Below are 20049 nucleotides of genomic sequence, written 5' to 3' on the forward strand. Positions count from 1 at the left end.
GCCCTGACGCACGGGTGAGAACGACGATGCCCACGTCGGATGCCGCCCGTGCGCGGGCGAGAACGCCGGGACCGGGCACCGCGTCGCCACCTGACTGGTAGGAGGCACGGAACGCGTGCAGCGCTTGTCCGCCCCTTCGACGTGCAGCCGTGATCGCGCCCGTGAACCGCGAGCCGGCCGAAGACGTGGACGGCCAGCACGAAGGCGACACCTGACAGATACCTGACAGATCCAGATCCTTGACCCGATGGGTCACCGGCTCGCCGTCGCGGGTGACGGTTCCGGGCACCGATGGGTCGATCCTCCTGGAAAAGAACGCCGTCACCGAGCCGCCGAGCTCATCGCGCACGAACAGCCGGCCATCGACGTCGTCGATGCCGAAGTCCAGGACCTTGTCCTCGCGCACGGGCTTCCTGTGGCGTTTCCCCTCGCCCGAGCACCAGGTGGAGTTCTTCACCAGGTGCTACGGCCCCGCCAACCGCGCCGTCGCGACGTTGGCGGCGGACCTCGCCACCGGCCTCAAGGCCGAGATGCTCGACGTGGTCAAGCGTTTCAACGTCTCCGGCGACCACACGCTGGTGCTCCGGATGGACTACCTGGAGGAGGTCATCCACAAGCCCGCGACGCCATGACGGCGATCGCTCATCATCGGGAGGTTCCATGTCGGAGCCGAAAGTAAAGGTGAGGCCGCACCGGTGTTCCTGGATCTGGAGGCGAGCCTGCGGAAGGCGGTGGGGCTGATCGAGGCCGCAGCCGCGCACGGGGCCCAGTCGCTGGTCTTCCCCGAGGCGTTCCTGCCCGCGCCGCCGCGAGCAGCACGGCGGCACGGTCTACAACGCCATCCTTTACTTCGACGCCGACGGCCGGCTCCTCGGCTGCCGACCCACGCCGAGCGGCTCGTGTGGGGCATGGGGGACGGCTCCGACCTGCAGGTCCACCACACCGCTGTCGGCCGGGTGGGCGGGCTGATCTGCTGGGAGAACTTCATGCCGCCCGCTCCCATGAGGCGTGGGTGGCCGGCATGCGCCACGTCGCCCGGGAGGGCGTCTGGCTGCGTCATCGGGGTGGCGCCGCGAAGTGGTAGCGATCGTCGAGCTCCAGGAGCCCGGGGGGACCGAATCTCGTCGATGACCGGGATTCCGAGTGAACGTGTACCAACCAGGATGACCAAACGCCGTGACCGCCGGGTCAATCGCGGCCCAGGCGCGGTTGGGGGGAATGACCGTGAGCACTGCACACCATCTGGAGAAAGGCCCCGACGCCCACGGCGATGTCGGATCATCGCTGGAGGCGGCAGAGCGTGCGTTGTATTTCGAGGGGATCTGCAGACCGGCCGGTGGTGCTTCGACCTCGCCTACCAGGCGGCCGAATCCTGTGCCGACGGGCGCGCGATGGCCCGGGCCGCGCTGGGGCTGGGCGGAGTGTGGGTGCACGAGCACCGGACCACCGCCGAGGCAGCGAAGGTTCGCGCGCGGCAGCGACAGGCCCTGGCGGTCGTCGGCGCGCGTTCGGCGCTCGGCGTACGGCTGCAGGCCAGACTGTGCGCCGAGGAGGACTATCACGCCGGCCGGCACGCATCGATCCTGACATCGCTGGCCGAGGCACGCAGCACCGGAGACCCGGTGGCGGTGGCCGAGGCGCTGAACCTGGCACACCACTGCCTGATGGACCCCGCTCACCAGGCGCTCCGGCTGGAGCTCGCGCACGAGCTGATCGGCCAGGCGGCCTGGACCGGCCGCCGCGGCGACCTGGTCATCGGGCTGCTATGGCGAACCGTGGATCTGTTCCTGGCAGGCGACGCGCACGCCGAACGGTCCCTGGCCGAGCTGCGCGGCCTGCTGACGGACAAAGATCACCAGGCGGCCGGGTTCGTCGTGGCGGTGATCGACGTCATGCTCGCCATCCGAGCAGGCCGCCTCGCCCAGGCAGAGGCGCTGGCCGCCGCCTGCGCCGAGCGGGGGCAGACCGCCGGCGACGCCGACGCCCTCGGCTGGTACGGCGCCCAGCTCGCGGCGATCCGCTGGTATCAAGGCCGCATCGGCGAACTCGTCCCGGCGCTGTCGGAGCTGGTGAAATCCCCGGAACTTGGTACTGCCGACCACGCGTACTTTCCGGCCCTGGCGGTGGCCGCCGCCACGGCCGGAGACCAGCGCCTGGCTCGGGGGACGCTGGCCCGGCTCGGCGATCTGGCGCTGCTGCCCCGCACCAAGAGCTGGCTGGCGGCCATGCACGGCGTGGCGGAGGCGGCGTACCTGCTCGACGACGTCGAGATCGCCTCCCAGGTCTACGCCCTGCTCCTCCCGTTCGCCCGCCTACCGGCGATCGCCGGCCTCGGTGTGGCCTGCTTCGGCTCTACTCACCATGCCCTCGGTATGGCCTCGCTCACAGCCGACAAGCCGATCGGGCGGTCGAACACCTGCGCCAGGCCGTCGAGGCCAACCTCGCGCTGGACCACTGGCCCGCCGCGACCTTGTCACGATGGCGGCTGGCCCAGGCCCTGGCCCAGCACTGCGGACTGGGGGACGCAACGGCGCGCCGACACTCGGCCCAGGCAGAGCAGGAGGCCGCGGAGCTGGGCATGACGCTGCCCACGACGGCTCCGCGCTTGGTGCGTCGCGGCCAGGAGCCGGTCGCAGTGGTGTGCCACCGATATGGTCTCGCGTGGCAACTGGAATGGGTTGACAGGACCGCGCTGGCCGATGACAGCGTGGGCATGCGACACCTGGCCACCCTGATCGCCCACCCGGGCCAGGAAATTCCCGCCATCGAACTGGCCACCGGCGCGGTCCTTCCCATCGAGGGCCGCCCGAGCGCAGGCGCATCGCACCAGCCAATGCTGGACGAGCAAGCCAGAACCTCCTACAAGCAACGGCTGACTCGGTTACAGACCGGCGCGCTTGCACATGCGGCCGGCCGACGACAGGCCGGCGAGTTCGGCCAGGTGGGGCCGGTGGCGCCGTCGATGCCCGGAGGCGCCGGAGGACGGCGCTTACCATTTGACCGTGACCTCGCCTACTCCTCGACGCGCCTCCCGTCCCCCCGCCCGCGGCTCGGCTGCACCCAGTATCCGCGACGTCGCGGCGGCGGCCGGAGTCTCCTACCAGACCGTCTCCCGCGTGCTCAACGATTCGCCCCGCGTGCGCCCGGAGACCCGCGCCACGGTGCTGGACGCCATCGACCGGCTCGGGTTCCGCCCCAGCCGGGCCGCCCGCGCGCTCAGCCTGGGCCGCGCCCGCGCCATCACCGTGGTCACCTCCAACACCGTCCTGTACGGCTACGCCGCCACTCTGCAGGGCATCGAGGAGGCAGCCCGCGCCGCGGGCCTGCCGGTGGGCATCCGGGTGGTGGAGTCGGCCGAGCCCGCCGAGGTGAAGCAGACCGTGGACCACGTCAGCGACGCCAGCGCGGGCGGCGTGGTGGTGATCGCGTTCGACCCGATGGGCGTGGCGGTGCTGGAGGCGCTGCCCGCACACGTGCCCGCCGTGGCCGCCGCCGAGCCGGGCGCGCCCGACCAGGGACGGGTGGCGATCAAGCTCGACGAGCGCCGCGCCGCCGCCGACGCCACCCGCCACCTGCTGGGGCTCGGCCACCGCACCGTGCACCACGTGGCCGTCCCGTGCGAGGGCGAGGGGGGAGGCCGGTTCGTGGGCTGGCGCGACGCGCTGCGGGCGGCCGGCGCGCCGGTCCCCGAGGTGGTGAGCTGCGGCTGGGACATCGCCTCGGCGTACGCCGCCGGACGGAAGCTGGCCGCCGACCCGGACGTGACGGCGATCCTGTGCGGCAACGACGAAATCTCCCAGGGGGTGCGCAGGGCGCTGTACGACGCGGGCAGGGACGTGCCGGGCGACGTGAGCATCGTCGGCTTCGACGACATGCCCGGCTCGGAGTTCTGGACGCCCGCGCTGACCACGGTGCGGATGGACTTCGCCGGGTTGGGACGGGCCTGCTTCCACGCCGCCGTGGCCGAGCTGACCGGCGAGGAGCAGCCGAAACCCGCGGTGGCGGCGCCGAGCCTGGTGGTGCGCGAGTCCACCGGGCGCCCGCCCCGTCACTGAAACCTCCGCGTAACGATCCCGCAAAGGGGGCTTCCTTTCTCGGCATGTGACCGCTCACACTCGCTCGTGTGACCCGTCACACGCCCAACTCGCGATCATACGAAAGAGAGTTGTTCGATGCCTGCTGAGGTCGTGGAGACCCTGAGCTGGGGCCATGCCGGACTCACCGCCGTCCTGGAGATCCATCCGGATCGCCCGGTGGGGCTGCGCGAGCTGTCGGCCGGCCCGGCCACCGGGCGGGGGCGGGTCGCCCCGCCCGTCGTGGAGATCCTGATCCCAGGCAAGGGCAAGGCCAGGGCCGCGCAGCGGCTGACGGAGACGGCGGTGGGCGCCCGGCTGCGGTACGCGGGGTCGGAGCGGTCGGCCGGTGGCGGCTGGCACGAGCTGCGGGTGCGGCTGCGGGACGAGGCGTCCGGGCTGGCCGCCGAGCTGACGTTGCGCTCTCCCGACGGGGTGGCCGCCGTGCAGGCGTCGGTCCGGGTGACGAACACGGGCGAGGAGCCCGTGCTCCTGCTGGCCGTCCCCTCCTTCGCCGCGGCCTTCCTCGACCGACCGGCGGACGACCTGGACGTGCTGCACGCGGCCAGCGAGTGGCTGGGCGAGAACCGCTGGACCCGGCGGCCGCTCGCCGAGCACCTCCCCGACCTCGACCTGTCCGGGCATGGCCAGCACGGCAAGAGCACCTTCGCGGTGACCAGCTCGGGCACCTGGTCGAGCGGCGAGTACGTGCCGATGGGCGGGCTGACCGACCGGCGCACCGGCCACACGTGGCTGTGGCAGATCGAGCACAACGGCGCGTGGCGGTGGGAGGTCGGCGACCGAGTGGACGGCGTGTGCGTCGCCCTGTCCGGCCCCACGGACCTTCACCACCAGTGGAGCGAACGGCTCGGGCCCGGCGAGTCGTTCACCACCGTTCCGGTCGCGGTGGCCGTCTCCCCGGACGGCATCGAGGGCGCGGCAGCGGCGCTGACCGCCTACCGGCGCGCGCTGCGGCGTCCCCACCCCGACCGGGCCACGCTGCCGGTGGTGTTCAACGACTACATGAACACGCTGATGGGCGACCCGACGACGGACAAGCTGCTGCCCCTGGTCGACGCCGCCGCCTCGGCCGGCGCGGAGGTGTTCTGCGTGGACGCCGGCTGGTACGACGACGGCGGCGACTGGTGGGACAGCGTGGGCGAGTGGCAGCCCTCCCAGACCCGTTTCCCGCGCGGGCTGGAAGAGGTGCTGGCCCGGATCGCCGGCCACGGGATGACGCCCGGCCTGTGGCTGGAGCCCGAGGTCGTCGGCGTGCGCAGTCCCATGGCCGACAAGCTGCCCGCCGAGGCGTTCCTCCAGCGCGGCGGCGTACGGGTGGTCGAGCACGGCCGCTACCACCTGGACCTGCGCCACCCCGCCGCCGTCAGGCATCTCGACCAGGTGGTCGACCGGCTCGTTGAGGAACTCGGCGTCGGCTACCTCAAGCTCGACTACAACATCGACCCCGGCGCGGGCACCGACCGCGACGCCACCAGCGTCGGCGCCGGGCTGCTCGCGCACAACCGGGCCCACCTGGCCTGGCTGGAGGGCGTGCTGGACCGGCACCCGCACCTGGTGCTGGAGAACTGCGGCTCCGGCGGGATGCGCGTGGACTACGCGCTGCTGACCCGGATGCAGGTGCAGTCCACCAGCGACCAGCAGGATTTCCTGCGCTACCCGCCGATCGCGGTCAGCGCGCCCCTGGCGATGCTGCCCGAGCAGGCCGCCAACTGGGCCTACCCCCAGCCCGAGATGACGGACGAGGAGATCGCCTTCACGATGTGCACCGGCGTCCTGGGCCGCCTCTACCTGTCCGGCAACCTGCACCGGATGACCCCTGAGCAGCTCGCCCTCGTACGGGACGGCGTCCGGCTCCACCAGGGCCTCCGCCCCGACCTGCTGCGGGCCGCGCCGTGCTGGCCGCTCGGCCTGCCCGGCTGGGACGACCCGTGGCTCGCCCTCGGCCTGCGTGCGGGGGACACCACCCACCTCGGCCTCTGGAGGCGTCCCGGGGCCGCGGAGACCACCGTGCTCTCCCTGCCGCACCTGTCCGGCCGCGCCGTGGACGTGGACGTCGCCTTCCCCGCCACGGGCGGTTGGACGCACACGTGGGACCCGCGGACCGCGGAGCTGACCGTCACCGCCGCGATCCCCGCCCCTACCGCCCGCATCCTGCACCTTCGCCCGCACTGACCCCCCGAAGAAGATGTTCGATGCCACTGGTGGCCGAACACGGACAAAGGACGCCGAACTGTGAAGCTCGTACCGCGTGTCGCCGCCGCGGCGACCCTCCTCCTGGCCCTCGCGGCGTGCAGCGACCCTTCCGCCGGGCCCGCCGCGCCCGCGGCGGACGACACCCCGGCCGCCTGGCCCTCGCCCACCGCCCGCCTTGACGGTGTCACGCTCACCATCTGGGCCGCCCAGAACAGCAACACCGTGCCCAAGGCCGTGACCGACGCCTTCACCCAGGCCACCGGCGCCAAGGTCGAGGTGGTCACCATCCCCGACCCCTACGAGCAGGGCGTGCAGACCAAGGTCGCCACCGGCGACAAACCCGACCTGGCCTTCTGGCAGCCCACCGCGTCCATGCTCACCGCGCTCAACGCCCGCGCCAACCTCCAGCCGCTCGACGGCGCCCCCTGGATCTCCAGCCTCTCCCCCGAGCTGCGCGACATGACCGGCCTGCTGGACAAGACCCGGTACGCCGCACTGATCACCAGCCCGGCCGTCGAGGGCGTCTACTACAACAAGAAGGTCTTCGCCGCGAACGGCATCTCCGAGATTCCGAAGAACTTCGACGACATGGTCGAGGTCGCGCGGACGCTCAAGGGCAAGGGCGTCACCCCGTTCTTCGAGATGGCCGGCGACAAGTGGGCCACCCAGTGGTGGGTGCAGGTCCAGCTCGCCGACGCCGCCAAGACCGGGCTGTGGGACCGGATCAACACCGGCAAGGAGACCTTCCAGGACGCCACCGTCCTGGAGGCGATCAAGAAGTACAAGGCGCTGATCGACGAGGGCCTGTTCAACGCCGACATCAAGACCGCCACGTTCGAGGACCAGGGCCAGGCGCTGCTGTCGGGGAAGGCCGCCATGGTCATGCAGGTGAACTCGTTCTTCGGCCAGCTCCAGGCCAAGGCCGGCACCGCGGAGCTGGATGAGACGATCGGCTTCTTCCCGATCTCGCCGTCGGGCAACGTCGGCACCTTCATCCCCGACCAGTCCAACGCGCTGGTGGCCTTCCGCACCGGCGACCCCAAGCGCGAGGCCGCCGCCCGGCAGCTCCTGGCGTACTGGATGGGCCCCGGGTACGCCGCCTTCGTCACCGACCGCAAGACCATCTCGCTGCGCACCGACGTGCCGTCCCCCGACGGCGTGCCGCAGGCGCTGCTGGACGCCCACGCCTCACTCCGCACCGCGGTCGGGTCCATGCAGGCGCTCGCCGTGGCCAACCCCGACCTGTACCTCAACCTGGCCGACATGATCACCGGCAGCCTCACCCCCGAGCAGGTGGCCGCCGCCACCCAAAAGCAGTTCGCCCAGCTCGCCAAGGCCGCCGGAGCCTCCGGCTTCTGACCCCTCCACCCCGGCGGGAGGCGGCCCGGCCTCCCGCCGCTTTCCACCACCAAGGAGCCGCTCGTGCCGACCGGTCAGGAGACGCTCACCCGCCCGGCCACCGAACGCCGTGCGCCCGCCAGGCGCAAGACGCCCGCCACGACCGGGCGCGACCGCACCCACCCCATGTGGTTCCTCGCCCCCGCCTTCGCGATCCTGTTCGTCTTCTTCTTCCTGCCGACCCTGTTCAACTTCATCTACGCCTTCACCGACTGGTCCAGCTTCAAAAGCGACATCCGCCCCGTCGGCCTGGAGAACTTCACGTCCCTGCTGTCGGACGGCACCCTGTTCGGCGCCCTGCGCATCACCCTCCTCTACGCCGCCCTGGTGGCCCTGTTCCAGAACCTGTTCGGCTTCGGCCTGGCCGTGCTGCTGGAGAAGGACACCCGGCTCAACCGCGCCGCCCGCCTGATCTTCCTCATCCCGGTGCTGATGTCCGCCCTGGCCGTCGGCTACGTCTTCCAAGCCCTGCTCAAACCCGACGGCAGCCTCAACGACCTGCTCTCGGCCCTGACCGGCCAGCAAGTGAGCATCGCCTGGCTGGGCAGCACCACCTGGACCCTCGTCCTGGCCGCGATCATCCACGCCTGGAAGTGGATGGGCCTGTCCATGCTCATCTACCTGGCCGGGCTGAAGACCATACCCGAGGACGTCACCGAGGCCGCCCACATCGACGGCGCCTCCCCCTGGCAGGCGTTCTGGTCCATCCGCTTCCCGCTGCTGGCCCCCGCCGTCACCTTCAACGTCGCCACCGCGCTGCTCGGCTCCATGAACGGCTTCGACATCGTCCAGGCGCTCACCGGCGGCGGACCCGCCCGCAGCACCGAGATCCTCAACATCTTCATCTACCGCACCTTCGGCCAGGGACTGTTCGCACAGGCCACCACCATGAGCCTGGTGCTGTTCCTCATGGTCGCCCTGCTGGCCTTCCCCGTCATCCGCCTGCTGCGCAAAAGGGAGGAGATCCTGTGACCGTCCCCTCCTACGGCCCCACCACCCACCGCCGCACCCCGCCACCCCGGCCACGAGGACTCGCCGCCCGGCTCCGGCCGATCGCCGTCATCGCGCTCGTGGTGCTCGTCATGGGCGTGCCGCTGTGGCTGGTCGTCGTCACCGCCGGCAAGTCGCAGGCCGAGGCGCTGTCGCCGGACCTGTCCCTGCCCACGCGCTGGCAGTTGTGGCAGAACCTGGCCCAGGTCTGGCAGCAGGGCGAGGTGCCCGCGGCCCTGCTGGGCAGCCTGCTGGTCGTCGCCCCGTCGGTCGCGCTGGTGCTCACGCTCGGCTCGATGGCCTCCTGGGTCCTCGCCCGCCGCGCCACCAGGCTCAACGCCGTGCTGTACGCGCTGGCCATCAGCGGCATCGTGCTCCCGCCCGCCGTCGTCACCATCGTGCTCCTGCTGCGCCAGCTCGGCCTGGCCGGCAGCCCGCTCGGCATGATCGGCGTCTACACCGGCATCTACATGTCCACCGTCATCTTCTTCGTCACCGGTTTCGTCCGCAGCGTGCCGATCGCGCTGGAGGAGGCCGCCCGCATGGACGGCGCGGGCCCGGTGCGGGTGTTCGTCTCGGTCATCCTGCCCCTGCTGCGGCCGGTGCTGGCCACCGCGACCATCCTGATCTGCCTGTATGTCTGGAACGACGTCTTCTATGCCTTCTTCGTCATCGGCGGCAGGCTCGACACGCTCCCGCTGAACCTGTTCCAGGTCGCCAACGCCGGGCTCTATCTCGACAACTGGCACCTCATCTTCGCCTACATCATCCTGATGAGCCTGCCGCTGCTGGTCGTGTTCGCGGTGGCCCAGCGCAGGATCATCTCCGGGATCACCGGCGGCGCCGTCAAGTAGGGCGCCTTCCACTGTCCCGGCCGATGACCAGCGGTTGAGCAAGGAGATACGCCGCCGCACCGACGTGGTCGGCCCCCTCCCGCACAGCGATGCCATCGTCCGGCCGGTCGGCGCGGTGCCGGCCCGGGACCGTCTAGACCGAGGCGGTGGCGGCGCGTCGAGGGTCGGCAACACCAGGTCGGGCACCGGGTCCAGCGGCGCGTGCGGCGGCGTCACCCCGCAGGTGAGCGGCACCGTGCGGGCTGGTCGCGGCTACGTCTGCCCAGCCACTCACCCGCCTGCGGCGCGCAGGCGGGCCCACGGCTCAGCACCGCCTTGATCCGGCCCTGCGCCCACCGCCGCGCGCCGTATCGGCTCGATGGCGCTACACCGCGTTCGACCAGCCCGACGCCGCACCAGGGCTCCGGCGACGATCGACGTCCGGCCCGGACATGTCAATCACGAGCAGAACAACGGCGCCGACGCCGGCCGCTCCGCTGTCTCCTGAGGGTGAGGGCGCCGGGTGTTCCGGGCGGTGGACGACCGCCCGGAACACCCAAAGGATGATCAACTGGTGATGCGGAAGGTGGCGTCGGCTCGGCCGATCGCGTCGTCGATCGGGTCCAGCCGCAGCGCGAAGCTGTAGTGGCGCAGGTAGCGGTCCGGGTAGTTGTAGGACTGGAACGACACCGCGGTGGGGTCGGCCAGTCCGGTGACGCGTTTGAACGTCGCGTCGGCCTTGAACAGCTCGCTGTCGTCGTTGCGCGCCAGGACGAAGTCGAAGCCGGTGTGCCGCAGGTAGTAACCCGGGAAGTTCACCGACTCGATGGACACGTAGTCGCCGGCCGGGTTCGCCAGACCTGGCACGATCCGCCACTGCGAGTCAGAGATATAGGGGTCGGCGTCAAGACGCGCATCGAAGCCGGCATGCCGCACGTACCGGTCGGTGAAGTTGTACGACTGCAAGCGGTTGACTCCCGCGGGAGTCTCGCCCCACTTCGCACGAAGCGCGTTCAGTTGCGCCTGCGTGATGGGAATGATCGACCCGTGTCTCTTGGTGCTGGCGCCCATCTCGAACTCGGAGTCGGACCGGATACGGTACTCGCTGGGTGCGGCCGGGTTCGTAGCGGTCAACGGCAGGTAACCCGCGCCGCCGTACCGGTCGACCCACAGAGCCCATTCGTTGCGGTCGTTGAACTTCTTCAGGAACGGTCCCTCGACCTGCGCACCGGTCAGGCCCAGCCCCGAGAGGTCACCCAGACGGGTCCAGCCGGACAGGATCTGGTTGCTTCCTTCAATGGTGATCTGCCCGTCAGCGGAGGCGCGAATGTAGCGGTAACCGCCGACACCACCCGCGATCTCCAGGATCTGGGTGTCGATGATGCCCTGCGTGCCGGGCCGTTCGATGTACACCTGCGCAGCGCTGAACGTACGGAAGTCACGAGTACGCGAGTAGTAGATACGCGACTTGTCAGGACGAATGGTGGCCCAGTAGACGATGTAATCCTTCCTCGCCGGGTCGTAGATGGCCTCCGGCGCCCAGGCGCAACCAGCGTCCGGAATGCTGCCGGCGACGTCGGCCAGCCACGGTTCCGACCAGTTCACCAGGTCCGTGGACTCCCAGATCACCAGTGAGGTACTGCCTTCGTGCGCCGCCACGTGCCAGCCTTTGCCACTCGCGATCCGCAGATCGGTGGCGAGCAGCCAGAATTTGTCCCCGGTCGGCGACCGCACCAGCGATGGGTCGCGGACGCCCCGCTCACCCACGGTCGAAGTCAGCACCGGCAGGGAACCGTTCAGGTCGGTCCAGTGCAGGCCGTCGGTGCTGGTGGCGAAGTAGACCTGCTCACCGGTCAAGCTGCCCTCCCCCGTGAAGTGGGCCATCAGATAGCCGCTGAACGAATCGACCGCGGCCGCAGGCCGCGCCGGAATGGCGATCAGAGTGAGCAGCACGACGCCGATCAAACCGATCAGCGACAGTCGCCGCGGAACCAGTGTCACGAGATCCTCCGATGGTTGTGGTTGGACGAGCGGCCGATACAGGGCCCGGATGCGCGGAAGTGATGGAAGGGGAACTGCGATCGGCTTGTCCCGCCGGCGTGTGAACCGCGGTGCCGGTCGACAGCCGCGTACGAGACGTTGACGTCGATCGCCGCGGCGACCGCCGGAGCGGCGCGCGACATCCAAATGTGAACGCTAACAAACTACGGCCCGGTGGCTATCCGGCGGAGGCGGAGCCCTGCCTCGGCGGCCGTTGTGGCGACCGCCAAGGCAGGCGACTCATGCGGTCGTCACACCGGCCTGATGGTCCATTGCAGGTTGGTGCTGGAGTCGGCCGCCCACAGCTTCACCCGCGCGCCGACGGTCGCGTCGCCGCCGCCGTCCAGGCAGGTGCCGGTCCCGCGGTTGACGATGCGGTAGCGGCCGTCGCCCGCGCTGTGCAACCGCCACTGCTGGTTGTGGCCGCCGTTCCACGGCGCCTGTAGGCAGGTCGCGCCGCTGGCGCCGTTGCCCCAACTGTCGGCCACCATCCCGTTGGTGCGGTTGACGAGGCGGCAGTACCCGTCGCCGACGTCCTCCAGCCGCCACTGCAGGTTGGAGCTTCCGTTGTAGTTCCACTGCTTCAACTGCGAGCCCGATGTCACGTCTCCGCCGCTGTCCAGCACGAGGCCGGTGGTGACGTTGGCGATCCGCACCCATTCGGTGGGGGTGCCGCTACCGAGAGCGGGAATGGGACCGGCGAAGGTCAGCTTCACCACGTACGCCGGGGCGCTGAACGGGGCGTTGTCCGGCAGGGTGATGCGCAGCCCGGCGCCGTCCTGGGTGCGATCGGGCAGGTCGATGTACTTGCCGGCCTTGGGACCGAGAAGCCGAACCGAGGTGAGGGAGCTCAGGTTGATCCGGTCGGCGTTGAGAGTCGTGATGTTGAGGGTCCTGCCCGGCCAGCCCAGCACGGTGGCGTACAGCACGGTGTTGTCCTTGGTGCGGGTGAACCGGATGTCCCGGTTGGTCCCGGGCCGCGGCGCGACGAAGGCGCCGCCGCCCATCGGCGTCGGCCCCTCCCCGTAGACGTCCCATGCCCGGGTGGCGTAGATGGACTCGCCGAACCGCCGAAGGTAGTCACCGATGCCCAGCAGGAGCGTCCGCTGCTCTGAGGGGATGGCGCCGTCCGCCATGGGCGCGATGTTCAGCAGCATGTTGCCGTTCTTGCTGACCCGGTCGATCAGCGAGTGCAGCATGGCGTCGAGCGAGTAGTAACCGATGCCCACGGTGTAGCACCAACTGGAGCTGGAGACGCTGTCGTCGGTGAGCCAGTACGGGTGCCGGATGTCCCCAGGGCCGCCGCGCTCGTAGTCATGGACGGAGTTCCGGTCGTTGAAACCGTCCTTGTAGGTGGTGACCACGTCCTTGTTCCACGCCAGGGCCTGGTTGTAGTAGTACGCCAGGAACTCCAGCCGCCGCGACTCGTCGACCGCAGACAGGGCGAAGTCCTGCCAGATGATGTCGGGCCGGTATCCGTCGATGACTTCCTTGAGCTTGTCGAACCACAACTGCTGCTGCTCGGCCGCGCTCAACTGGCCGTACAGCTTGCGCAGGCTGGCGGTGGGCTGCAGCGGGACTTGGTCGTAGTAGCCGGTGAAGTTGAGCGCGTGGTGCAGGGAGACGAGGAGCTTGAGACCCTTGGCACGGATCGCGTCGGCGTGCAATCGCAGGAGGTCGAGCCGGGGCCCGGTGGCGACGGAGTTCCACTCGTTGACCTGGCTGTTCCACATCGAGTAGCCGTCGTGGTGCTCGGCCACCGGGCCGGCGAATCTGGCGCCTGCGTCGACGAACAGTTGCGCCCACTCGTTCGGGTCGAAGCTGCCGCCGGCGGACCGTAGCCGCGGGGCGAACTGCACCCAGTTGCCGGCCCTGTCCCGGGCGCCGTTGATGAAGTTGTGGTACGGCCACTGCGCGGGCTCGCCGTACACCCTGCGGTGGTGTTCGTTCTCAGGGCGGCCCGCTTCGTACATGTGCCGCGGATACCACTCGCTGGCGAAGGCGGGAACGCTGAAGACGCCCCAATGGAAGTAGATGCCGAACTTGGCATCCTGGAACCACTCGGGGGCCGGTGGGTGCTGGTCGACCGACGGCCAGGTCGGCGTGTAGCCGGACGGTTCGCCGGCCGCCCAGGCGGCGCCCGCCCGGAGCATGCCTGTGGCAGCGGCGGCGCCGGTCAACCCGGCTGCGGTGATGAGTCGGCGGCGCGTGAGGGCGAATCTTGACGAGGACATCGAGGAGATCCTCTCTGGGATGGGGGGTGCCCAGCAGCGCATAACAGCGCGATACATCAAACGTTAGATTACAGAAAGGAGTCGGTCAATCTCCCAGCGAACTGGGCAGATACCAGCAGATCTGCAATATAGCCAGGTGAGAGCCGATCCGGAACTCAGAGCGCACCGGAGGGCCGGTAACTCAACAGCCACAATCATCAGATGTATCGGCTCCTGGGTAGGCCGACCGCGCACCATCAAGGTGGAAGTGAGCATCGATGCCCCGTGCCGACGACGTGGTCAACAGCGTCAAACGGATGATCCTCGAAGGGGTGCTCCGCCCCGGGGATCGCCTGCCTGTCGAGAAGGAGCTCGCGGACTCCCTCGGCGTCTCCCGCGGCTCCCTCCGTGAAGGGATTTCCGCGCTGTCGATGCCCGGCGTGGTCGACACGCGTCAGGGCGATGGCACCTACATCACGAACCTCGACGTGACGAAGCCGCTGGCCCCCATGGGGTTCGTCGTGGACCTCGAAGGTCGTGGCAACGCGCGGCATGTGCACGCGGTCCGCCGGATACCGGAGTGCGAGGCCGCGCGGCCCGCGGCGGGCAGGATCACCGGCGAAGCACTGTCGCGGGCGCGTGCGCTGCTCGACGAGGCGATCCGGATCGCCGGCGAGGCGACGCACGACCACGAGCGCATCATCGAGATCGACATCGAGTTCCACCGCGTAATCGCCATGAACAGCGGTAACCCGGTCCTGGCCGGACTTCTCGACGCGTTCGCCGGCCGCACGGTACGCGCACGGCTGTGGCGCAGCCTCCACGAGGAGGGCGCGGACCGGCGTACCCACGGGGAACACCTCGCGATCTGGAAGGCGCTCGCGGCACGCGATCCGGAGCGGGCCTGGATCAGAATGGCGAACCATCTGATGGGAGTGGAGGAGTCCTTGTACGGGCTGTCCGGCGACATGCCGCCCTCGACGTGAGGTCCCGGCACCCCATGCCGGACATCGTGCACTTGATGTCCGGGTTGCCGGTGGCGACCTGCCGCCGCGGCTGCCGACACCAGCACACACCGGGATCGCGGGGCCGGCGCGGCCCAGCCCCGCCCGACGCGTCGCGACCGAGCCCGAGCCGGACGACGGTCGCGCTCGTCGTCGTGGCCCCGGGCGGGTTCCGTCGTCGCACCACATTTCCGCATCCTCGTGTGCTCGGGCCGGCCGATACTCAGCGTTCATCTATGTGAATTTCGTACGAAATGTTGTTGGCCACGATTGGATCAGCGTGCCAGACTGATGTCAAGAAGGAGGACGTCCAAATCCGGCCAATTGCAGCATTCCGGACAGAACGGGCGGCCGGCCTTGTTCACATAGCCGAACGCTCGTCGCATTGCGGGCCCGAGCGGCGCCGTCGGCCGCGATACGTCAACACACCGTGCCGACGTCGCGACCACCACAAGGGTCCCAAGCGTCGAATCAGAGCCCTCTCGCCCGCGACGATTCGACGAAGGCGAGGCCGGGCCGGCAAGCGATCACGATTCTCATATATGAACGCCCTCGGGAACCATCGTTCAGATGTGTAGATGACGTTCTTGACTCTGTACGGCAGGAGTCGTACGTTCAAGGCCGGCCTTACGAGGGCGCTACCGGCCCTCGCCGCAATGCCAGCCGACTCCCCAAGGTGACCCCCCATGAAAGTGCCTCGCAGATCAGTTCGCGTGCCACTCGCCGCACGCTTCCGTCGATCGCTCAGGAAGGTGTCCGCCCTCGTCGTCGCAGTGCTCGCCGCGCTGTCGCTCGCCACCGGCGCGGCGTCATCCGCCGCCGCCAGTGCTCCGGCCGCTGCCCACGATGATGGCCGGCTCAACATCCTGTTGTTCTACAAGCCCAACTTCCACTCCTCGAACGTGCAGGCGCGGCAGGCCGTCCGTGACCTGGCCACCCAGCTTGGCGAGCAGTACGGCCAGCCGGTGAACATCCAGGAGACCGACGACCCGTCGGCCTTCACCACCGAGAACCTCGCCACCCGCGACGTGGCGGTCTTCGCGCAGACGGGCGGTGTGCTCTTCAACGCGGCACAGCGCGCCGCGCTGGAGGCCTACATCCGCGGCGGCGGCGGCTACATGGGCATGCACTACGCCGGCTGGTCGGTTGGCGAACATGAACACGACGTCAACCCGTTCTACGCCCGCCTCGTCGGTGCCGTCTCCGAAGGACATCCGGAGAACCCCGGCATCCGGGAAGGCCGCGTTGTCGTGAAGGACACCAGCCACCCGCTCACGCAGGGTGTGCCGGCCGACTTCAGGCGCAGTGACGAGTGGTACGACTGGGTCGTCAACCCGGCCCCCTACGTCCGAACCCTGATCGAGGCCGATGAGGCGTCGTACGGCGGGAGTAACCCGGGCGTCCCGCACCCGATCACCTGGTGCCAGCAGATCGACGCCGGGCGATCCTGGTACACCGCAATGGGTCACGAGGGCACGGCGTACGAAGAGGCCTACATGCGGGCCCAGATGAAGAACGGGCTCGCCTACGCCGCCGGGCTGCTGGCCGCGGATTGCAGGCCGCCGGCGACGGGCGACCCGATCCGGTTGCGGTCGCACAACTACACCGACCACTACGTGCGGCAGGCCGACTTCGATGCGCGCATCGACGCGAACCCCGACAGCTCTGACTCGCAGTGGCGGATCGTGCCGGGCCTGGCGGGCACGGCCGGCGGCGACTACGTGTCCATCGAGTCGGTGAAGTTCCCGGGACACTACCTGCGGCACACCGGCTTCGACTTCGTCCTGGCGCGCAACGACGACAGCGAGCTGTTCAAGGCCGACGCGACGTTCAAACGCGTCACCGGACTGGCCGACCCCACCGTGGTGTCGTTCCAGTCCTACAACTACCCGGACCGCTATCTGCGCCACCACAACTTCGCACTGCGGCTGGACCCGATCGACGACGCCATCGGCCGAGCCGACGCCACCTTCCACATCACCGACTGACCACCCTCCAGGACGGGTGACCCACCCCCCGTCCACCGGGGTGTTCCGGGCGATCGTCCCCCCACCGCCCGGAACACCCCGGCCTTGATCGCCACCCGGATACGCTTCCGGGCGATCTGCCCATGCTCGTGCCCGGCCGATGACGCGGCTGCGGCGTGATCCCCCGACTTCGACCGGCCCCACACGTCTCCGGTGAGGAGCGTACGCTGGTCACCCCGCTGAGCGCGCCGGTCTCCCAGTCCTTGACTCGAGCCCGTCTCCACGACGTGGAGCACACCCGCGTCCAGGAGCCGCAACGCTTCCGGGAGCACCTGCGCAAGGCCCTTAACCGGCGACGCCGCTTCACCGCCGACGCCTCCCACGAGTTGCCCATCCTCTGGCCGGGCTACGCGCCCGGGTGAAGGAGACAGCAACTCCACCCTGAGGAGACCGACCTCGCCGAGCCGGCTCCAGCGCCACCAGCACCGCGCCGACCGCGATGACGACCAGTGGCACCGCCACCGCCGGCGGCCGGAGTGCGCGCGATGTGCTTCGGCTTCTCGGTGTACGGCCACCGCATCAGCGCGTCACCGGTTCCAGCACGGCGAGCTGTGTCGAGGTCTGGAAGGCCGAAGCGACCTTGTCGGCCGCCTGCATGATGTCCTTGGGTGCCCACCCGGCGGACACAGATTCCGTACGGTTCACTGCATCCCGCAGCGACGTACCGTGGGTCGGCCGTAGCTGCTCCTCGATGGACTCCAGCCGCACTATCACCCCCGGCCGACCGGGCATACCCGGGCGATCCTCCACCCCGTTCCAGTCGTCCCAGAACTGGCCGAACTTCTCGGCGATCTGCGACAGCTTCCGGCCCGGCTGCACGAGCAGCACGTACAGGCCAGAGGCGGCGGCCGCGAGGAGCACGACCACTCCGGCCGCCGTGAGAATCACGTTGCCCTCGAAACCCCTCGGTCACAAGCCCTCTTGAAATGGACGAGCCACCACGCCAGGCGCGGAGGTCAAGGTCAGTGGCGAACCGCCTCATGTCGTCAGCGGCCGCATGCCGACGGACGTCGCCGGCGGCTTCATCTCGAAGGTCGGTGCGAGCAGCCTCTCCGCCGAGACTCGCTGCCACTCCACCGACATACGCCGCCCCAGCACTCGCACCGGGTCGAGCCGCGCGGCGCGAATCGGCGCGAGCAGGTCGGGGGCAGCCAGCCGCTTCGATCCAACGGACTGCGCGAGGAGCGTCGCGGTGCCCTCATCTGAGACGCCACCAGCGCCGATGTACTGCTCCCATGCCCCACGGTTGCACTGCGGCGAGGTGGGTGAGCATCTTGACGAGCCCGTTGTCGCCGACCACCAGCACCGACGATGCGGTGTCCTCCAAGGTGCCTTTCGTCGGGTGCCTCGGCGATGTCGCGCACGTACCACAGGTCCACCGGGCCAGGCTCGGACGCCGGGTCGCGCTGCGGGGTTGAACACCTGGACAGTGCGGCCGGACATGCGGAAGTCGCACACACCCTGCTCGGCCAAGTTCTGCAGCGCGCCTCGGTCCACGTGGTGCCGTCTGTGCTCCACTGAACGGCGATCTCGCCCGGCTGGCCGAGGAGGCCCGCGCCGGTAGCCGCATTGGTGTAGGCGATCTTCAAGCTCGGTACGTCGTTGAGCGGCCGGCCGGCCTCGACGGCCAGTGGGTGCGGGAGCATGCCGAGCCGATCGCCGAAGGCGGCGTAAACGACCAGGCGAAGATCGAAAATTGCTCCTCCCGGCGTTACCAGCTTCCGACTGCTGCCGACTCTGCTGTATCGGTCACACCCGATAGCTAGGCCCTGTCACGATCACCGGTGCCGTAGCGATGAAGACTGAGATGACAGCTACGTCCACCGTGGAGTCCGGCATGAGCAAACTAACGCGCACGCATATTCTTATCATCCTACTGGTAGCCACCGCATCCCTGGGCTTTCTCGCCTACCCAAATCTAAAATCCGCGCAACATGCACTGGAAGAACTTCTTTGGATTTTGATCGGGGCGGTATTCACTGCCTTCATGATCGAAGGGCTGCTGAACCGGGACCTAGAGAACCGAAGGGCAAAAGAATCCGAATTCGCCTTTCGTACTTTTGTAGCCGTCCTGCTGAGCCGAATATGCTCCATAAGGTCGGAGGATCACGAAACCCTTGCAGCGAAGGCGATCGGTGCCGTCACCAGCTCAAGCGGAGAATTTGCTACAACGGTCAAGCAAGTTGCCAACGTGCTGCATACGTCCCAAAGCGTGGACGCGTCGAGGTACAACGCGCTCTACATCTCGGTCGGAGAGGAGCTTCGTCGCCTGAGCACAGACTACATCAGAGTTTTCGCGCGCAGTGAGCAAGAAATAGTGCAATCTTATCTTGCGATCACACGCATCGCCGATCGGTGGATTTACTTCGATGCACTTTCCGACTGGGCACAGGAAGCGATAAAAGGGGCCGGAGAAGGTGAGCATGCAACACTCGCACTCAAGAGCGTTGAAGCGAAGGAGGAAGTCGTGTCCCTGACCAACGAAACGGTGCACCAATTAGTCGAGTTGGCACGCCGCGCGACCCGCAAGGGATTGAGACTGAAAACATAGCTCTACGAACGCCGACCTCGACCTACAGGTAAGCACCGCGAGCCCGGATCTCCACCTTGGACGAGACGTCCGTGCCCGTCGCCGAGGTGGAGACCAGCACTGCGCGAGAGAACGGATCGGCGACCGCCACCGAAGGCGTGAGGTGCAAGCCACCGGAACTGCGAGCCGGGGCCGATTGCGTCCGTCTCCCCGGTCACGTCGTCCCCTGTGGTCAGGTCCCCCGTGTCCGAGGTGACGACGGCGGCCTGGATCCTGCCGCAGTCGATCAGCGACCTCTCCCCCAACAGCAGCCCGCCCAGTTTCATCAGCCGATGACGCACCCCCAGAAGCGCCGACAGGGCCTCCAGGTCAAGACCGACGACCGGGATGTCGCCGTGCCGGCCCGGCACGCTCACCTTGATCGCCCGCGCGCCGGGCAGCGGCCTGCGCTGGGTGCCCCGCTTCGGCGTCCAGCAGCCGGCCGGATCGGCAAAACCACCAATCTGTGCTCCATCTTCAGGTTGCGGGTGTGCGGATGCTGAAAGTGGCGGTAGGCCAGGAAGGCGACCGGCTCGCCGTCGATGAACCCGGCGAACTTCTTGCTGGAGGCGTGGACCTGCGTGCTCAGATAGTGAGCACTTTTCATCCTGAGTAGCGACCTTCTTCGATGAGCTGCAGGACGAGGATGGCCTGCACGATCGTGGTGGCGCGGTGCGGGCAGCAGCGC

Annotated in this window: 14 protein-coding genes and 2 pseudogenes; 12 read left to right on the plus strand and 4 right to left on the minus strand. The window is 68.9% G+C overall.

Going from position 1 to position 20049, the window contains the following annotated elements; all coding sequences use genetic code 11:
• The first annotated feature begins 374 nt into the window (after nt 1–374).
• The 8 genes and pseudogenes from HNP84_RS47075 to HNP84_RS56580 all read left to right on the plus strand — a co-directional run bounded on the left by HNP84_RS47075 (nt 375) and on the right by HNP84_RS56580 (nt 9529).
• Nucleotides 375–632: a hypothetical protein gene (locus HNP84_RS47075; RefSeq protein WP_185056655.1), complete on the plus strand. Its 258-nt coding sequence runs from the start codon at nt 375–377 to the stop codon at nt 630–632.
• Nucleotides 633–731: 99 nt separating this feature from the next.
• Nucleotides 732–983 (plus strand): annotated as a pseudogene (locus HNP84_RS56980) (nitrilase-related carbon-nitrogen hydrolase); the annotation flags it as partial.
• 444 nt (nt 984–1427) lie between these two features.
• Complete coding sequence (locus HNP84_RS54430) at nt 1428–2582, plus strand: hypothetical protein (protein WP_246519517.1); 1155 nt, start codon at nt 1428–1430, stop codon at nt 2580–2582.
• 321 nt (nt 2583–2903) lie between these two features.
• The gene (locus HNP84_RS47085) at nt 2904–4055 is read left to right on the plus strand and encodes a LacI family DNA-binding transcriptional regulator (RefSeq protein WP_185056670.1); all 1152 of its coding nucleotides are present in this window, start codon (nt 2904–2906) and stop codon (nt 4053–4055) included.
• A gap of 117 nt (nt 4056–4172) precedes the next feature.
• Nucleotides 4173–6266 carry an alpha-galactosidase gene (locus tag HNP84_RS47090; RefSeq protein ID WP_185056656.1) on the plus strand — a complete coding sequence of 698 codons (2094 nt, stop codon included), beginning with the start codon at nt 4173–4175 and terminating at the stop codon, nt 6264–6266.
• Between the two features lie 60 nt (nt 6267–6326).
• Nucleotides 6327–7646 carry an ABC transporter substrate-binding protein gene (locus HNP84_RS47095; RefSeq protein ID WP_185056657.1) on the plus strand — a complete coding sequence of 440 codons (1320 nt, stop codon included), beginning with the start codon at nt 6327–6329 and terminating at the stop codon, nt 7644–7646.
• Nucleotides 7647–7709: 63 nt separating this feature from the next.
• Nucleotides 7710–8657: a carbohydrate ABC transporter permease gene (locus HNP84_RS47100; protein WP_221337650.1), complete on the plus strand. Its 948-nt coding sequence runs from the start codon at nt 7710–7712 to the stop codon at nt 8655–8657.
• Entirely contained in the window at nt 8654–9529 is an 876-nt protein-coding gene (locus HNP84_RS56580) for a carbohydrate ABC transporter permease (protein ID WP_221337651.1), read from the plus strand. Before HNP84_RS47100 ends, HNP84_RS56580 begins: the two co-directional genes overlap by 4 nt.
• A 546-nt stretch (nt 9530–10075) precedes the next feature.
• Here HNP84_RS56580 and HNP84_RS47110 read toward each other — a convergent pair.
• A complete protein-coding gene (locus HNP84_RS47110) occupies nt 10076–11509 on the minus strand; it encodes a glycoside hydrolase family 43 protein (RefSeq protein WP_221337652.1) in 1434 nt (477 codons plus the stop codon).
• A gap of 290 nt (nt 11510–11799) precedes the next feature.
• Nucleotides 11800–13782, minus strand: coding sequence for an alpha-L-fucosidase (locus HNP84_RS54440; protein WP_185056658.1), 1983 nt, complete (start codon nt 13780–13782; stop codon nt 11800–11802).
• A 257-nt stretch (nt 13783–14039) separates the two neighbouring features.
• Between HNP84_RS54440 and HNP84_RS47120 the strand changes: the two genes are divergently transcribed.
• The 3 genes from HNP84_RS47120 to HNP84_RS47130 all read left to right on the plus strand — a co-directional run bounded on the left by HNP84_RS47120 (nt 14040) and on the right by HNP84_RS47130 (nt 17154).
• The gene (locus HNP84_RS47120; protein ID WP_185056659.1) at nt 14040–14747 is read left to right on the plus strand and encodes a FadR/GntR family transcriptional regulator; all 708 of its coding nucleotides are present in this window, start codon (nt 14040–14042) and stop codon (nt 14745–14747) included.
• 770 nt (nt 14748–15517) lie between these two features.
• Nucleotides 15518–16753 (plus strand): ThuA domain-containing protein, encoded by a 1236-nt coding sequence (locus tag HNP84_RS47125; protein ID WP_221337653.1) that lies wholly within the window; start codon nt 15518–15520, stop codon nt 16751–16753.
• 155 nt (nt 16754–16908) lie between these two features.
• Nucleotides 16909–17154, plus strand: coding sequence for a hypothetical protein (locus tag HNP84_RS47130; protein ID WP_185056660.1), 246 nt, complete (start codon nt 16909–16911; stop codon nt 17152–17154).
• A 157-nt stretch (nt 17155–17311) separates the two neighbouring features.
• Here HNP84_RS47130 and HNP84_RS47135 read toward each other — a convergent pair whose 3' ends face one another.
• Complete coding sequence (locus HNP84_RS47135) at nt 17312–17680, minus strand: hypothetical protein (protein WP_185056661.1); 369 nt, start codon at nt 17678–17680, stop codon at nt 17312–17314.
• A 949-nt stretch (nt 17681–18629) separates the two neighbouring features.
• Here HNP84_RS47135 and HNP84_RS47140 point away from each other — a divergent pair.
• Nucleotides 18630–19343, plus strand: a complete 714-nt coding sequence (locus tag HNP84_RS47140) for a hypothetical protein (protein ID WP_185056662.1) — start codon at nt 18630–18632, stop codon at nt 19341–19343.
• Between the two features lie 621 nt (nt 19344–19964).
• Here the strand turns inward: HNP84_RS47140 and HNP84_RS47150 are convergent.
• Nucleotides 19965–20049: pseudogene (locus HNP84_RS47150) on the minus strand (IS5/IS1182 family transposase); the annotation flags it as partial.

The sequence above is a fragment of the Thermocatellispora tengchongensis genome (assembly GCF_014202315.1).
Classification (GTDB): Bacteria; Actinomycetota; Actinomycetes; order Streptosporangiales; family Streptosporangiaceae; genus Thermocatellispora; species Thermocatellispora tengchongensis.

Bases quoted from the DNA above. Each gene is read 5' to 3' on its own strand.
- HNP84_RS47140 (WP_185056662.1), top strand. From the start codon at position 18,630: ATGAGCAAACTAACGCGCACGCATATTCTTATCATCCTACTGGTAGCC.
- HNP84_RS47090 (WP_185056656.1), top strand. From the start codon at position 4,173: ATGCCTGCTGAGGTCGTGGAGACCCTGAGCTGGGGCCATGCCGGACTC.
- HNP84_RS47085 (WP_185056670.1), top strand. From the start codon at position 2,904: ATGCGGCCGGCCGACGACAGGCCGGCGAGTTCGGCCAGGTGGGGCCGG.
- HNP84_RS54440 (WP_185056658.1), bottom strand. From the start codon at position 13,782: ATGTCCTCGTCAAGATTCGCCCTCACGCGCCGCCGACTCATCACCGCA.
- HNP84_RS47075 (WP_185056655.1), top strand. From the start codon at position 375: ATGCCGAAGTCCAGGACCTTGTCCTCGCGCACGGGCTTCCTGTGGCGT.
- HNP84_RS47120 (WP_185056659.1), top strand. From the start codon at position 14,040: ATGCCCCGTGCCGACGACGTGGTCAACAGCGTCAAACGGATGATCCTC.